The 15,103-nt window shown below is 69.3% G+C and carries 11 protein-coding genes; 3 read left to right on the forward strand and 8 right to left on the reverse strand.

The genetic code is table 11. The features are described from left to right. Window positions 1–42: 42 nt before the first annotated feature. From pgi to U5A56_RS07915, 3 genes are all read right to left on the reverse strand, one after another. Window positions 43–1,665, reverse strand: coding sequence for a glucose-6-phosphate isomerase (gene pgi / locus U5A56_RS07905; protein WP_321921755.1), 1,623 nt, complete (start codon window positions 1,663–1,665; stop codon window positions 43–45). Window positions 1,666–1,777: 112 nt separating this feature from the next. Beyond that, window positions 1,778–3,322, reverse strand: coding sequence for an NAD(P)H-hydrate dehydratase (locus tag U5A56_RS07910; RefSeq protein WP_321921757.1), 1,545 nt, complete (start codon window positions 3,320–3,322; stop codon window positions 1,778–1,780). 50 nt (window positions 3,323–3,372) lie between these two features. Then, window positions 3,373–4,674: an FAD-dependent oxidoreductase gene (locus U5A56_RS07915; protein WP_321921758.1), complete on the reverse strand. Its 1,302-nt coding sequence runs from the start codon at window positions 4,672–4,674 to the stop codon at window positions 3,373–3,375. A gap of 342 nt (window positions 4,675–5,016) precedes the next feature. Here U5A56_RS07915 and purL point away from each other — a divergent pair, with 342 nt between their 5' ends. The 3 genes from purL (at window position 5,017) to U5A56_RS07930 (ending at window position 11,033) form a co-directional block, all read left to right on the forward strand. Further along, window positions 5,017–9,081 carry a phosphoribosylformylglycinamidine synthase gene (gene purL / locus U5A56_RS07920; RefSeq protein WP_321921760.1) on the forward strand — a complete coding sequence of 1,355 codons (4,065 nt, stop codon included), beginning with the start codon at window positions 5,017–5,019 and terminating at the stop codon, window positions 9,079–9,081. Continuing rightward, a complete protein-coding gene (locus U5A56_RS07925; protein ID WP_321921761.1) occupies window positions 9,081–9,623 on the forward strand; it encodes an N-acetyltransferase in 543 nt (180 codons plus the stop codon). The genes purL and U5A56_RS07925 overlap by 1 nt, the downstream gene beginning before the upstream one ends. Before the next feature lie 240 nt (window positions 9,624–9,863). Beyond that, window positions 9,864–11,033 carry an acyltransferase gene (locus U5A56_RS07930; protein ID WP_321921762.1) on the forward strand — a complete coding sequence of 390 codons (1,170 nt, stop codon included), beginning with the start codon at window positions 9,864–9,866 and terminating at the stop codon, window positions 11,031–11,033. 182 nt (window positions 11,034–11,215) lie between these two features. Here the strand turns inward: U5A56_RS07930 and U5A56_RS07935 are convergent, their stop codons facing one another. From U5A56_RS07935 to U5A56_RS07955, 5 genes are all read right to left on the reverse strand, one after another. Continuing rightward, entirely contained in the window at window positions 11,216–11,998 is a 783-nt protein-coding gene (locus U5A56_RS07935; protein ID WP_044843666.1) for a peptidylprolyl isomerase, read from the reverse strand. 18 nt (window positions 11,999–12,016) lie between these two features. Further along, complete coding sequence (locus U5A56_RS07940; protein WP_044843665.1) at window positions 12,017–12,325, reverse strand: BolA family protein; 309 nt, start codon at window positions 12,323–12,325, stop codon at window positions 12,017–12,019. A 1-nt stretch (window position 12,326) separates the two neighbouring features. After that, entirely contained in the window at window positions 12,327–12,857 is a 531-nt protein-coding gene (locus tag U5A56_RS07945) for a septation protein A (RefSeq protein ID WP_006753406.1), read from the reverse strand. A 124-nt stretch (window positions 12,858–12,981) separates the two neighbouring features. Then, window positions 12,982–13,413 (reverse strand): peptide-methionine (R)-S-oxide reductase MsrB, encoded by a 432-nt coding sequence (gene msrB, locus U5A56_RS07950; protein WP_321921765.1) that lies wholly within the window; start codon window positions 13,411–13,413, stop codon window positions 12,982–12,984. A gap of 38 nt (window positions 13,414–13,451) precedes the next feature. Continuing rightward, window positions 13,452–15,020, reverse strand: coding sequence for a protein adenylyltransferase SelO (locus U5A56_RS07955; protein WP_044843663.1), 1,569 nt, complete (start codon window positions 15,018–15,020; stop codon window positions 13,452–13,454). Between the last annotated feature and the right edge of the window lie 83 nt (window positions 15,021–15,103).

Below are 15,103 nucleotides of genomic sequence, written 5' to 3' on the forward strand. Positions count from 1 at the left end.
CGGATCGCCCGGTGCGGCCGGCATGCGTGCGACGCCGTCGCGTCAGCGCTTGAGCGCTGCCCGCGCGCGTTCGATCAGCGCGGTCGTCGACGAATCGTGCTTCGCGGGATCGACCGACTCGGCCGACAGGTCGGCTTCGACGACCTTGCCGAGAATCTTGCCGAGCTCCACGCCCCACTGGTCGAACGGATTGATGTCCCACACCGTCGCCTGCACCAGCACCTTGTGCTCGTAGAGCGCGATCAGCGCGCCGAGCGTGCGCGGCGTCAGCGCGTCCACCAGCAGCGTCGTCGTCGGACGGTTGCCGGGGAACGTCAGGTGCGGCGCGAGCGCTTCCTTGCCGGGGCCGGCGACCTGGCGCGCTTCGTCGAGCGTGCGGCCGAGCATCAGTGCTTCACTTTGCGCGAAGCAGTTCGCGAGCAGCTTCGGATGATGGCTCGCGAGCGGATGCTCGGGCGTCAGCACCGCGATGAAGTCGATCGGCACGATCGTCGGGCCCTGGTGCAGCATCTGGAAAAACGCGTGCTGGCCGTTGGTGCCCGGCTCGCCCCACGTGACGGCCGACGTCGGGTAATCGACGAACGTGCCGTCGAGACGCGCGGACTTGCCGTTGCTTTCCATCTCGAGCTGCTGGAGATACGACGGCAGGTAGTGCAGCGCTTCCGAATACGGCGCGACGAGGTAGCTCTGCGAGCCGAAGAAGTTGCGATACCAGATGCCGATCAGGCCGAGCAGCACCGGCAGGTTGCGCTCGAGCGGCGCTTCACGGAAATGGCGATCCATGTCGTTCGCGCCGGCGAGCAGTTCGTCGAACTGCTCGGGCCCGACCGCGATCATGATCGACAGGCCGACCGCCGACCACAGCGAATAGCGGCCACCGACCCAGTCCCACATTTCGAACACGTTGTCCGCGGCGATGCCGAACTTCACGACTTCGGCCGGGTTCGCCGACACGCCGACGAAGTGCTTCGCGAGCGCGTCCTCGGGGCAGCCGCGCGCGACGAACCAGTCGCGCAGCGAGCGTGCGTTCGTCATCGTCTCGAGCGTCGTGAAGGTCTTCGACACGATGATCGCGAGCGTTTCTTCCGGGTCGACCTGTTCGAGCACGCGCGCGAGATCGGCGCCGTCGACGTTCGACACGAAGTGCGTCGAGATGTCGGGCGTCGCGACATGGTGCAGCGCGTGCACGACCATCTTCGGCCCGAGATCCGAGCCGCCGATGCCGATGTTGATCACGTGGCGGATGCGCTTGCCGGTATAGCCGGTCCACGCGCCGCTGCGCACGGCGCGCGCGAAGCTCGCCATCTTCGCGCGCTCGGCGCTGACCTGCGCATGGAACGGCGCGTGCGGGTCCGTCGCGCGCAGCGCAGTGTGCAATGCGGCGCGGCCTTCGGTCGGGTTGACGATCTCGCCGGCGAACATCGCGTCGCGGCGCGCTTCGACGCCCGCTTCGCGGGCCAGCTGCACGAGCAGGCGCAGCGTGTCGTCGTTGATGCGGTTCTTCGAGAAGTCGGCCGCAAGGCCGCCGCCCGGGACCGTGAAGCGTTCGGCGCGGGTCGGCGCGCGGTCGTTTTCCGGCGCGAACCAGTCGCGCAGCCGTGCATGGCGGATTTGTTCGAAGTGGGATTGAAGGGCAGTCCAGGCGGGGAGCGAATTCAGCGTCATGGCGGTTCGAGTGAAGCGTGAATCGGGAGGAATGCCGCGCCGGCGCCTCGGGATCGGAAGGCCGGCGGACGAGCGGGCCCGCCGTGCGGCGGGGGCACTCAGTATAGCGGCGTTACATGTCGGCGCGCGGCGACGGGTAAAAAAGGCGATTGATCAGCGTGCGCACCATCGGCGCGAGTTCGCCCGCGGTGAGGCCGGCCGGCCCGGTGCCGTGCGCGGTCAGCGTATCGGCCGCGAGGCCGTGCAGGTAGACGCCCGCGAGTGCGGCCTCGTACGGCGCGACGCGCTGCGCGAGCAACGCGCCGATCAGGCCGCCGAGCACGTCGCCGGTGCCGCCGGTGGCGAGCGCCGCATTGCCGGTCGGGTTGATCGTCAGGCGGCCGTCGGGCGCGGCGATCACCGTGCCCGAACCCTTCAGTACGACGACGCTCGCGTAGCGCGTGGCGAGCGCCTGGGCCGCGGCCAGTCGATCGTGCTGTACCGACGCCGTGTCGCTGCCGAGCAGCCGCGCTGCCTCGAGCGGATGCGGTGTCAGCACGCACGCATTGCCGCGTGTGCCGCGGGCGGCCACGGCGGCCGCGAGGTCGGCGTGCGTCGCGACGAGGTTCAGCGCGTCGGCGTCGAGCAGCGTCACGGCATCGTGCGCGAGCACGTCGCGCACGAGGGTGGCTGCGGCCTCGCGCGTGCCGAGGCCGCAGCCTGCTGCGATCGCGGACATCGCGTCGAGGTCGAGGCCGTCCGCGGGATGCAGCATCAGTTCGGGAAACGGCGGGTCGTACGGCGGCGCGCCGGCGCCGAGAAAACCGACATGCACCTTGCCGGCGCCCGCGAACAGCGCGGCGCGCGCGGCGAGGATCGGCGCGCCGCACATGCCCGTGTCGCCGCCGAGCACCGCGAGGCTGCCGAACGTGCCCTTGTGCGACGCGAACGCGCGGGCGGGCAATGCGGCGGCGAATCGTGCCGGTGCATTCAGCACGATGGCCGGCGCGGCGGGTGGGGCGACGTCGAGCGACGCGATGTCGATCTGGCCGGCGAGGTCGCGGCCGTCGCCGGTGTAAAGGCCCGGTTTCGCGCCGATGAAGGTGAGCGTGTGCGTCGCGGCGACCGCGACGCCCGCGCCGACGATCCGGCCCGTGTCGCTGTCCAGTCCGCTCGGCACGTCGAGCGCGAGCACGCGGCCGCCGCTTCGGGCATGCGCGGCGATGCGCGCGGCCTGGGTGGCGAACGGACCGTCGAGCGCGCGACCGAGGCCGATGCCGAACAGTCCGTCGACGACCCAGGCGTAATCGTCGAGCGAGGCGGGCGGTTCGGTCGACAGCGGCACGCCGGCCGCGCGCGCGAGGCCGAGCGCCCATTGCGCATCGTCCGGCTTGACCGGTACGGGCATCCAGGCCTGCGTCGCGACCCCGAGCTGCTGCAGCTGCGCGGCGGCCACCAGCGCGTCGCCGCCGTTGTTGCCGGGGCCGACCGCGAACCAGACCGGGCGGTCGTCGCCGGCGACCCGTTCGGACAGCCAGCGCGCGGCGGCGGCGCCCGCGCGGCCCATCAGCGTGTGCGGCGGCAGTTCGGCGGTCGCGGCGGCCTCGGCCGCGCGCAGGTCGGCGACGCGCAGCAGCGCGAGCGGGACGGAGTCGGGAAGCGGGCGGGTATTCGTCATCGCGGGGTCATGGCGGCGGGAGGAAGCGCCCCGGGACGGGCCCGCGGCGGTCAGGTCGTGAAGCGCGCGGCGCTCAGCGCGGCGAGCGTGTCGGCGGGCCACTGCTGCGTGTCGCCGGCCAGACAGTCCGTCACCACTTTAGCAGACCCGCACGCGAGGCCCCAACCGGCCGGCCCGTGACCGAAATTGACGAACACGCGCGGATGCGGGGTCGGACCGACGACCGGCAGGCCGTCCGGCGACAGCAGTTGCGTGCCTTGCCACGACAGCGCGGCGGAAATCTTCGCGGCGCCCGGCACCCAGTCGTGGACGGCCTGGCCGAGCAGCGCGAGCGCGGCTTCGGACAGCGGCTCGGGGAGCGGCTTCGCGGTGTCGGCGAGACTTTGCAGCACGGCGCCGCCGCCGATGCGCAGCCGCTGGTGGGTGCGCGTGATCGAGATCCGCTTGATCGAATCGACGACGCTCAGGTGCGGCGCATGTTCTTCGTACGCGACCGGCGCGGTCAGCGTATGCGCGCGGACCGGGTGCAGCGGCAGCCGCCAGCCGAGCCGCTCCAGCAGCGGCAGGCTGCCGGCGCCGGCAGCGACCACGATCGCGTCGGCCGCCATCACGTCGACCTCGTGCGCCTTCTTCGCGTGCCGGCCGCCGGCCGGTGCGAGCTCAATCGCGGCGCGGCCGGCGTCGACGCGGATCGCCGCGACGTCCGCGCCGAAGCGGAACTGCACGCCGTGCTCGTCGAGCGTCTGCTTGACCAGTTTCGCGAACAGCGGGCAGTTTCCGGTGCGCTCGCTCTCGAGCAGCACGCCGCCGGCGAAGCCGGGCTCGGCCGGCACCGACGGCTCGAGCGCCGCGCATTCGTCGGCGGTGAGCACGCGGTACGGCTGGTCGAGCGCGCGCAGCAGGTCGAGCGCCGGCTGCAGCGCTTCCCAGTCGCGCGGGTCGCGCACGACGTGCAGGATCCCGGCTTTCTGCTCGAATTCGAGCTGGAAGCGCGCCTCGATGTCGGCGAGCGACTCGCGCGACGCGTCGATCAGCGGGCGCAGCCGTGCATACTGCGCGGTGAATGCATCGGGTTCGCGCAGCGCGGCGAGCTGCTTGACGAAGCGGCGCACGCCGCCGTTGAAGCCCGGCTTGTAGACGATGCCGGTGTCGCGCGGCTGGCGCTGGCGCATGAAGGTCGGGCCGAACCAGACGTCGAGCGGGCTCGGCAGCAGCGTGCCGCCGTCGCCGTAGGTCGCGCCCTGCGCGACGGTCGCGTGGCGTTCGACCACGCACACGCGATGGCCGGCCGCGCGCAGCTGGTAGGCGGTGGCGACGCCGCTGATTCCGCCGCCGATGACGATGACATCCATGGATTGCTTCGATGACGGGCGGCGCGCACGCCGCCCGGTGAGAATTCGCTGACGGGCCCCCGGCCCGGTGAACCGGGAATGATAGCGCCAAAATCACGCGAACCGGTGCCACGCAACCCCATCCGATTCCGCCGTCTTGCGCTCACCGGCCACCGCGGCCGCGCACGCCGGCCCGGCGGGCGGCCGGGCGCCGTGGATGCCGGTGCACCGTCGCGGTGCGTGACGGGTGCCGATCAGGGTGCCGATCAGCCGGTCAGGGATGACCGACTTCCGGGTATAATTACGGCCTTCCTTTCGCCCCACGTCGCCACCTCGCGCGACTCATCGACGTCAGTCCAGCCCATGGCTCACTTCTCGTGTTTTCCCGGCGCTTCGGCCCTCTCCGATTTCCGTCAAACCCGTCTGCTCGATACGCTCAAGCAAATCGACGCCAACATCGTCGCGGTACGCGGCCAGTTCCTGCACTTCGTCAATGCGGCCGAGCCGCTGTCGGCCGACGACAGCGCGCGCATCGACGCGCTGATGCACTACGGCGCGCCGTTCGAGCCGGCGGCCGAGAAGGGTACGACCGAGACCTTCGTCGTGCTGCCGCGCTTCGGCACCGTTTCGCCGTGGGCGAGCAAGGCGACCGACATCGCACAGCACTGCGGCCTCACGCAGGTGCGCCGCATCGAGCGCGGCGTCGAATTCACGGTCACGCTGAAGTCGGGCCTGCTCGGCGGCAAGAAGGCGCTGTCCGACGACGCGCGCGCCGCGGTGGCAGCCGCGCTGCATGACCGGATGACCGAAAGCGTGGTCGCCGCGCGCGACGACGCGAAGCACCTGTTCGACGAGCTGCCGGCCAAGCCGCTCGCGACCGTCGACGTGCTGGGCGTCGGCCGCGCCGCGCTCGAGCGCGCGAACGTCGAGCTGGGCCTCGCGCTCGCCGACGACGAGATCGACTACCTGGTCGACGCGTTCCGCAAGCTCGAACGCAACCCGACCGACGTCGAGCTGATGATGTTCGCGCAGGCGAACAGCGAGCACTGCCGCCACAAGATCTTCAACGCGAACTGGACGATCGACGGCGAAGCGCAGGACATGTCGCTGTTCGCGATGATCCGCAACACCGAGAAGCTGAGCCCGCAAGGCACGATCGTCGCGTATTCGGACAACTCGTCGATCATGGTCGGCGCCGAAGCCGAGCGCTGGTTCCCGCGCAACGCGGGCGCGGCCGGCGAGCCGGGCGAGCGCTACGGGCGCCACACCGAGCTCACGCACACGCTGATGAAGGTCGAGACGCACAACCACCCGACGGCGATCTCGCCGTTCCCGGGCGCGGCGACCGGCGCGGGCGGCGAGATCCGCGACGAAGGCGCGACGGGCCGAGGTGCGCGTCCGAAGGCCGGCCTCACGGGCTTCACGGTGTCGAACCTCGACCTGCCGGACGCACGCCAGTCGTGGGAGAACGCACGCGACGCGGCGCAGCCGGTGGCCGAGCGCAACCCGAACGAGCAGCACGGCCCGTATGGCCGTCCGGACCGCATCGCGTCGCCGCTGCAGATCATGATCGACGGCCCGCTCGGCGGCGCCGCGTTCAACAACGAATTCGGCCGGCCGAACCTCGGCGGCTATTTCCGCGTGTACGAGCAGAACGTCGGCGGGAAGGTGCACGGCTATCACAAGCCGATCATGATCGCGGGCGGCCTCGGCAACATCGCGGATCAGCACACGCACAAGCACGACGTGCCGGCCGGCTCGCTGCTGATCCAGATCGGCGGCCCCGGCATGCGGATCGGCATGGGCGGCGGCGCGGCGAGCTCGATGGCGACCGGCGCGAACACGGCCGAACTCGACTTCGACTCGGTGCAGCGCGGCAACCCGGAAATCGAGCGGCGCGCGCAGGAAGTGATCAACGGCTGCTGGCAGCTCGGCGCGGAAAACCCGATCCTGAGCATCCACGACGTCGGCGCGGGCGGCCTGTCGAACGCGTTCCCCGAGATCGTCGACGGCGCGGGCAAGGGCGCACGCTTCGAACTGCGCAAGGTCGCGCTCGAGGAATCGGGCCTGTCGCCGCGCGAAATCTGGTCGAACGAGGCGCAGGAGCGCTACGTGCTGGCGATCGCGCCGGCCGACCTGCCGCGCTTCGAGGCGATCTGCGCACGCGAGCGCTGCCCGTTCGCGGTGGTCGGTATCGCGACCGACGAACGCCAGCTGAAGCTCGTCGACGACGAAGCGACGGGCGTCGAGGAATACCCGGTCGACATGCCGATGGAAGTGCTGCTCGGCAAGCCGCCGCGCATGCACCGCGACGTCACGCGTGTCGCGACCGAGCGCGCGCCGGTCGACGTGACAGGCGTCGCGCTGTCGGAAATCGCGGTCGACGTGCTGAAGCACCCGACGGTCGGCAGCAAGTCGTTCCTGATCACGATCGGCGACCGTTCGGTCGGCGGCACGTCGGTGCGCGACCAGATGGTCGGCCCGTGGCAGGTGCCGGTGGCCGACTGCGCGGTGACCGCGCTCGACTACGCGGGCTTCAAGGGCGAGGCGATGACGATGGCCGAGCGCACGCCGCTCGCGGTGATCGACGCGCCGGCGTCGGGCCGCATGGCGGTCGGCGAGGCGATCACGAACATCGCGAGCGCGCCGATCGCGTCGCTCGACAAGCTGAAGCTGTCGGCGAACTGGATGGCCGCGTGCGGCACGGCCGGCGAGGACGCCGCGCTGTTCGACACGGTCAAGGCGATCGGCATGGAGCTGTGCCCGGCGCTCGGGATCGGCATCCCGGTCGGCAAGGACTCGCTGTCGATGAAGACCAAGTGGGACGAGCAGGGCGTCGCGAAGGAAGTCGTGTCGCCGGTGTCGCTGATCATCTCCGCGTTCGCGCCGGTCGAAGACGTGCGCCGTCACCTGACGCCGCAACTGCGCCGCATCGCCGACGCAGGCGACAGCGTGCTGATCGCGATCGATCTCGGCCGCGGCAAGAACCGCATGGGCGGCAGCATCTTCGCGCAGGTCACGCAGCAGGTCGGTGACACGACGCCGGACGTCGACGATCCGGAAGACCTGAAGCGCTTCTTCAACGCGATCCAGTCGCTCAACGCGCAAGGCAAGCTGCTCGCGTACCACGACCGCTCGGACGGCGGCCTGTGGGCGACGGTGTGCGAAATGGCGTTCGCGGGTCACGCGGGCGTGTCGCTGAACGTCGACATGCTGACCCTCGACCCGAATCACGAATCCGACTACGGCGACGCGAAGGACTGGGCGAAGCAGACGAGCGGCCGTCGCGAGGATCGCACGCTGCGCGCGCTGTTCTCGGAAGAACTCGGTGCCGTCGTGCAGGTGCGCGCGGCCGATCGCGACGCGGTGCTCGGCGCGCTGCGCGAGTTCGGCCTGTCGGCGTGCTCGCACGTGATCGGCACGGTCAACGATCGTGACGTGATCGAGGTGTACCGCGACGCGAAGAAGGTGTTCGACGCGCCGCGCGCGGAACTCCATCGCGCATGGGGCGAAGTGAGCTGGCGCATCGCGCGCCTGCGCGACAACCCCGCCTGCGCGGACGCCGAATACGACGCGCTGCTCGATGCGGCCGACCCGGGCATCTCGCCGGTGCTCACGTTCGATCCGGCCGACGACATCGCAGCACCGTTCATCGCGACGGGCGCGCGCCCGCGCGTCGCGATCCTGCGCGAGCAGGGCGTGAACTCGCACCTCGAAACGGCATACGCGTTCGACCGTGCGGGCTTCGACGCGCACGACGTGCACATGAGCGACCTGCTGGCCGGCCGCGCGACGCTCGCCGATTTCGCGGGCGCGGTGGCATGCGGCGGCTTCTCGTACGGCGACGTGCTGGGCGCGGGCGAAGGCTGGGCGAAGACGATCCGCTTCAACGCGAATCTCGCCGACATGTTCTCGGCCTTCTTCGCGCGCCCCGACACGTTCGCGCTCGGCATCTGCAACGGCTGCCAGATGCTGTCGAGCCTCGCATCGATGATCCCGGGCGCCGAAGCATGGCCGAAGTTCACGCGCAACAAGTCCGAGCAGTTCGAGGCGCGCTTCTCGTTCGTCGAAGTGGAGAAGTCGCCGTCGATCTTCTTCGCGGGGATGGAAGGCTCGCGGATTCCGGTGGCGGTCGCGCACGGCGAAGGCTATGCGGACTTCTCGCAGCAGGGCGACATCGACCGCGTCGCGGTCGCGATGCGCTACGTCGATCACCGCGGCGAAGCGACCGAGCGTTATCCGTTCAACCCGAACGGGTCGCCGGCCGGCATCACGTCGGTCACGACGGCCGACGGCCGCTTCTCGGTGCTGATGCCGCACATGGAGCGCGTGCACCGCACGGTCACGATGAGCTGGCATCCGGAAGGCTGGGGCGAGGCGAGCCCGTGGATGCGCGTGTTCCGCAACGCACGCCGCTGGATCGGCTGATGTTCGATCCGCACGCGCCGGTCGAGATCGTCACGCTGCGCGATGAGCGCGCGAGCGACGTCGAGGCGATCGGTCGCGTGATCGTGGCCGCGTTCGCGGACGCGCCGCAGCACAGCGCGTTCGAGCGGCGGATTGTCGACGCGTTGCGCGCGGATGGCGCGCTCGGCGTGTCGCTCGTCGCGGAGCGCGACGAGCGTGTGATCGGCCATGTCGCGTTCTCGCCGGTCTCGATCGGCGGCGAGCCGGCAGGCAGCCAGCAGTGGTACGGGCTCGCGCCGCTCGCGGTACTGCCCGAATGCCGGCGCCAGAGCATCGGCGCGGGGCTCGTGCGTGCGGGGCTCGACGCGTTGCGCCGGCTCGGCGCGCGCGGCTGCGTCGTGCTCGGTGATCCCGGGTACTACGCGCGTTTCGGTTTCGTGCCGTCCGGCGATCTCGTGTTCGCGGATGCGCCGCCCGAGCACTTCCTCGCATTGGCATTCGACGACGCCGCGCCGCGGCCATCGGGCGACGTCCGCTATCACGACGTGTTCCATCCGGTGTAACGGTTCGGTGCGCCGGCCGTGTGCGATCTCGCCGGACTCGACCGAATGAATTGAAAAGCCGCTTCGACGCGGCTTTTTCTTTGCGTAGCGCCGTTTTCGTCATCCATTTTTCCTGTCCCGCCCGCCGACCGGCGCAATCGCGCCGGCCAATCGCGCCGGCCAATCGCGTTTCAGTGATCCGGCACACGCAGCGGATCGTCCGCCCTTGCTACGGTGTCCGCGTCAACGGGAGTCATCGAAATGAATTCGGACAGCAACAGCGGCCGCGCAGGCGAGGCGCGTGCGCAACTGCACTCGATCCAGATCCTGCGGGCCGTTGCGGCGCTGCTGGTGGCGTTCTGGCATTTCGCCGCCGCGATGCCGCTCTATCACCCTGCGCCCGCATGGATCAACACGCGCAATTTCGCGGCGATCGGCAATGCGGGCGTCGACCTGTTCTTCGTGATCAGCGGCTTCATCATCTTGCATACGCATCGCCGCGATGCGGCCGGGTGGGCCGCGGCCGGCCGGTTCCTGAAGCGGCGGGTGCTGCGGATCTATCCGCTGTACTGGATGTGGACCACCGTGCTCGTGGCGATGTGGAGCGCGCATCTCGTGCTGAAGAGTCATCACGCGACGCTCCATTACCTGATCTGCTCGTACCTGTTGTGGCCGGCGGCGAATCCGGACGGTATCTGGCGGCCGTTTCTGGAGCAGGGCTGGACGCTCGGCTACGAGATCTACTTCTATTTCGCATTCGCCGTTGCGATCGCGCTCGGCTTGCGCCGCCTGCTGCTGCCGTTTCTCGCGTCCGCCTTCCTGACGGTCGGCGTGGCCTGCCACCTGCTCGGTGCGCCGACGTCGGTCACGATGCTGACCGGCGCGCAACTGATCGGCGAATTCCTGCTCGGCATCGTCGCGGCGATGGCGTATGCGGTCGTGCGTGATCGCTGGACGCCCGCCGCGATGCTGGCCGTCGGCCGGATGCTGGTCGTCGCGGGTGTGCTCGGGCTGCTCGGCGCGGCACTGGCCGGCGCGGACGGTGTCGGCAATCCGCCGATGGCGCTGTTCGTCGGTCATGCGCCGCGTGCGCTCGTCTACGGCGGTCCGGCGTTCCTGCTGGTGCTGGGCGCGGTGCTGATCGACCACGTGCGACCGGTCGTGGACAGCGCGCTGGTGTTGCTGGGCAACGCGTCGTATTCGATCTACCTGACGCACAACTTCGTCGTGGCGGCCGTCGCGACGGCGCTCAAGCACGGCGTGGGGCAGCAGGTCGGTGCGGACTGGATCGTCGCGGGCGGTCTCGCGCTCGTCGCCGTGGTTGGAGCAGGTGCGTATCGGCTGGTCGAACAGCCGGTACTCGGCGTGCTCGCGAGAACGTTCGCAACCGACCGGGCGCGTGCGCAATCGGCAGCGCCGGCGAAGGCGTAGCGCGATGTGCATGCGCTGGCGCTGACGTCGGGATCGGCGCGAGTGCGAGTGCCGGCACGGGCCGGCGATCGCGACACGAGCGACGATGGCAAAGCGTTGGTTGCGCGTCGGCACGCACCGCAAGCGCACATGAAAAAGGCCGCTCCAGGGAGCGGCCTTCGCGTGGGCGATCGTCGCCGACGTTACTGGATCTTCGCCTGCTGGCGCAGGCCTTCCTCGAACGCCTGCAGCTTCTGCTGCACGAGCTGCTGCGCGATCTGCGCCTTCACCTGGTCGAACGGCGGCGGGGCGATGTCGCGGACGTCGTCGACACGGATGATGTGCCAGCCGAACTGCGTCTTCACCGGCGCGTCGGTCATCTGGCCTTTCTGCAGCTTCTGCGCCGCGGCCGCGAATTCCGGCACGTACGCCTTCGGGTCGGACCAGTCGAGGTCGCCGCCGTTCTTGCCCGAGCCCGGATCCTTCGAGTATTGCTTCGCCAGGTCCTCGAACTTCGCGCCGCCCTTGATCTTCGCGATCAGGTCCTTCGCCTGCTGCTCGCTGTCGACGAGGATGTGGTGCAGGTGATACTCGCGGTTGCCGCCGGCACCCTTCACGAGGTCGTCATAACGCGCCTTCACTTCCGCGTCGGTCGGCTGGTTCTTCTTCAGGAAGCTCTCGATCATCGAGCGCAGCACGACCGTCTGCTGCGCGACGGCGACCTGCGCCTTCACGTCCGGGCGGTTCGGGATGCCTTCGCGGATCGCTTCCTGCATCAGGATTTCGCGGTTCACGAGTTCCTGGCGCACGGCCTGCTGCAGTTGCGGGCTGTCGGTCTGGCCTTGCTGGACGAGCTGCGCGACCATCGCATCGGCGCGCGACTTCGGAATCGGCGTGCCGTTGACGACGGCGATGTTCTGGGCGAATGCCGGTGCCGCTGCAAAAGCAGCCGCCGCGACCCACAGGCGGGGGGATTTCAGGATCATCGGGAATTCCTGTTGAGACTAGATTGAAGATTCGTTGAATTCTTCGGGCGTGTAAGCCACGATCGCGAGCGCGTGAATGCCGCGCTGCATCGCATCAGCGAGCGCATCATACACCAGCCGGTGGCGCGCGACGCGCGGCTTGCCCGCGAACGCGGCCGACACGATCGTGACCGTGAAGTGGCCGCCGGCAGCGGCGCCGGCGTGGCCCGCGTGCTGCGCGCTGTCGTCGCGCACCGCGAGCGACAGCGGCGCGAGCGCGGCGGTGAGGCGCGCTTCGATCAGCGCGATGCGTTCGTCGGGCGAGGCGTTGAGGAAAGCGTCGGTCATGTCATTCGTCCTTCAGGTACTTCGTGAGCCACAGGCTCTGCAGGATGATGAACACGACCATCGCGCCCGTCGTGCCGAACAGCTTGAAGTTCACCCACTGCGATTCGGTGTAGTTGTGCACCACGTACAGGTTCGCGACGCCGAGCACCGCGAAGAACAGCGCCCACGCGACGTTCAGCTTGTCCCACACGGGGTGCGGCAGCGTGAGCTGCTTGCCCATCATCTTCTCGATCAGGTTGTTGCCGAACGCATAGCGCGCGGCGAGCAGCCCGATCGCAAACAGCCAGTACAGCACAGTCGGTTTCCATTGAATGAATTTCTCGTCATGCAGGACGAGGGTAGCGCCGCCGAATACGACGATCACGCCGAGACTGACCCACAGCATCGTGTCGACCTTCCGGTGCCGGAAGGCGACCCACGCGACCTGGGCCAGCGTCGCGACGATCGCGACGGCGGTGGCGGTGAAGATGCCCCAGACCTTGAAGGCGGCGAAAAACAGGATGATCGGAAACAGATCGAACAGGAATTTCATGGCGCTCGCAGCTGCGTGAAAGGCCGCATCGCGCGGCCTTTCACCGTTGTGGGGACCCGCCGGGCGCCACCGTCCGGGATCGGGGCAGCCGGCAAGGCTGTCCGACCGATCCGTCCGGTGCCGCTCATTCGTTTTCGGGTCGGGACTCGAAGTTTAACGCAGCCGAATTGATGCAGTACCGCAAACCGGTCTTGTCGCGCGGGCCGTCCTCGAACACGTGGCCGAGATGCGCGCCGCAATGGTTGCAGCGGACCTCGACGCGCACCATTCCGTGCGAGCGGTCGATCTTCTCGTCGATCACCTCGCCGTTGAGCGGCTTGAAGTAGCTGGGCCAGCCGCAGCCCGAATGGAACTTGGCGCCGGATTCGAACAGCGGTGTGCTGCAGACGACGCACTTGTAGATGCCCACGTCCTCGGTGTCGGTGTATTCGCCGGTGAACGCGCGCTCGGTCGCCGCATGCTGCGTGACCTCGTACTGCATCGGCGTGAGCCGGCGGCGCAGTTCGGCGTCGTCCTTCTGGTATGGGAAGGTCTTGTCGTCGGAATCGTGTGACATGGGGGAGTTCTCCTGATCGGTCGGTCGGGTCGGTCGGGTCACGACGAGCAGCTCACTTCGAGCGACCCGGCCCAGTCGGGCGGCAATGCCGCATACGCTTCATGTTCCGGTTGTTCGTCGAACGGGCGGCGCAGCACCTGCGCGAGTCGTTCGACTTCGGAAAAATCCTTTTCCTTCGCGCGCCGGATCGCGACTTCGGCCAGATGGTTGCGCAGCACGTATTTCGGGTTCACGCGATTCATCGCGGCCGCGCGGGCCGCGTCGTCGCGCGTTTCCTCGGACAGCCGCGCGCGGTAGAGGTTCGCCCACGCGTCGAACGCGTCGCGATCGATGAACAGGTCGCGCACCGGCGCGTCGCGGCTCGCGTCGTGCTTCGAGATCTGCGCGAGGCGGCGGAACGTCAGCGTGAAGTCCGCATGGCTCGCGTGCATCGTTTCGAGCAGCTTGTTCGCGAGCTCGGCGTCGTTCTCGCGTTCGAGCTCGAGGCCGAGCTTCGCGCGCATCGCGCGCTCGAGCGCGGGGCCGAAGCGTTCCGGAAACTTCGCGAGCACGGCCTGCGCGTCGTCGACCGCGCGCTCGGCGCGCGCATCGTCGTCGGCGATGCCGTGCTGCAGCCCGATCAGCGGCAGCAGCGCCTGCGCGAGGCAGTAGCAGTTCCAGTGCGCGATGCGCGGCTGCATCCGGTACGCGTAGCGGCCGCTCGTGTCGGAGTGGTTGCAGATGTGGTTCGCGTCGAACGCGTCGACGAAGCCGAACGGGCCGTAGTCGATCGTCACGCCGAGGATCGACATGTTGTCGGTGTTCATCACGCCGTGACAGAAGCCGACCGCCTGCCACTGCGCGACGAGGTCGGCCGTGCGCAGCGTCGCGGCTTCGAGCAGCGCGAGGTACGGATCGTCGGCGTCACGGCATGCGGGATAGAAGCGCTCGATCACGTGATCGGCGAGCTGGCGCAGCAGGTCCGGGCGATCGTTCGAGAAGAAGTGCTCGAAGTGGCCGAAGCGCACGAAGCTCTCCGACACGCGCGTGACGACGGCCGACGTCTCGATCTCCTCGCGCACCACCGGCTGGTCGGAGCCGATCACCGTGAGCGCGCGGGTGGTCGGAATGCCGAGGTGATGCATCGCTTCCGAGCACAGGAATTCGCGGATCGACGAACGCAGCACCGCGCGGCCGTCGCCCATCCGTGAATACGGCGTGCGGCCGCCGCCCTTGATCTGCAGTTCGTAGCGCCGGCCGTCGGTGCCGGCGAGTTCGCCGATCGTCAGCGCGCGGCCGTCGCCGAGCTGGCCGGCCCACACGCCGAACTGGTGGCCGGAATACACCGACGCGTACGGCATCGCGCTCGCGGGCCAGTCGCGCGTCGGGTTGCCGGCGAACAGCTCGGCGAATCCGGGTTGGGCGGCGAGCGACGCCGGCAGGCCGAGCAGGCGCGCGACTTCGTCGGAAAAGCCGACGACGTACGGCGCGGGCAGCGGTGCTGCCGGCAGCCGCGTATGAAACGCGTCGCCGAGTGCGACGAACGCGCCGACGGCCGGCGCGCCGAGCGTGGCGGCGAGGTCGGGGAGAGTGTCAGCCGTAGCGGCTGCGCTTCGGGAAAACGACATGTTGAGCGCCTCTGGGTAAGCCGATATTGTAAGGCGGCGCCGCGCCGCCCGCATGGCGGCCCGCGCGCCTTGCGCCAGGCCGG

This window comes from Burkholderia sp. BCC1998 (assembly GCF_905339875.1).
Lineage (GTDB): Bacteria > Pseudomonadota > Gammaproteobacteria > Burkholderiales > Burkholderiaceae > Burkholderia.

Coding starts and splice junctions, on each gene's coding strand:
- pgi (WP_321921755.1), bottom strand. CDS start 1,665: ATGACGCTGAATTCGCTCCCCGCCTGGACTGCCCTTCAATCCCACTTC.
- U5A56_RS07910 (WP_321921757.1), bottom strand. CDS start 3,322: ATGACGAATACCCGCCCGCTTCCCGACTCCGTCCCGCTCGCGCTGCTG.
- U5A56_RS07915 (WP_321921758.1), bottom strand. CDS start 4,674: ATGGATGTCATCGTCATCGGCGGCGGAATCAGCGGCGTCGCCACCGCC.
- purL (WP_321921760.1), top strand. CDS start 5,017: ATGGCTCACTTCTCGTGTTTTCCCGGCGCTTCGGCCCTCTCCGATTTC.
- U5A56_RS07925 (WP_321921761.1), top strand. CDS start 9,081: ATGTTCGATCCGCACGCGCCGGTCGAGATCGTCACGCTGCGCGATGAG.
- U5A56_RS07930 (WP_321921762.1), top strand. CDS start 9,864: ATGAATTCGGACAGCAACAGCGGCCGCGCAGGCGAGGCGCGTGCGCAA.
- U5A56_RS07935 (WP_044843666.1), bottom strand. CDS start 11,998: ATGATCCTGAAATCCCCCCGCCTGTGGGTCGCGGCGGCTGCTTTTGCA.
- U5A56_RS07940 (WP_044843665.1), bottom strand. CDS start 12,325: ATGACCGACGCTTTCCTCAACGCCTCGCCCGACGAACGCATCGCGCTG.
- U5A56_RS07945 (WP_006753406.1), bottom strand. CDS start 12,857: ATGAAATTCCTGTTCGATCTGTTTCCGATCATCCTGTTTTTCGCCGCC.
- msrB (WP_321921765.1), bottom strand. CDS start 13,413: ATGTCACACGATTCCGACGACAAGACCTTCCCATACCAGAAGGACGAC.
- U5A56_RS07955 (WP_044843663.1), bottom strand. CDS start 15,020: ATGTCGTTTTCCCGAAGCGCAGCCGCTACGGCTGACACTCTCCCCGAC.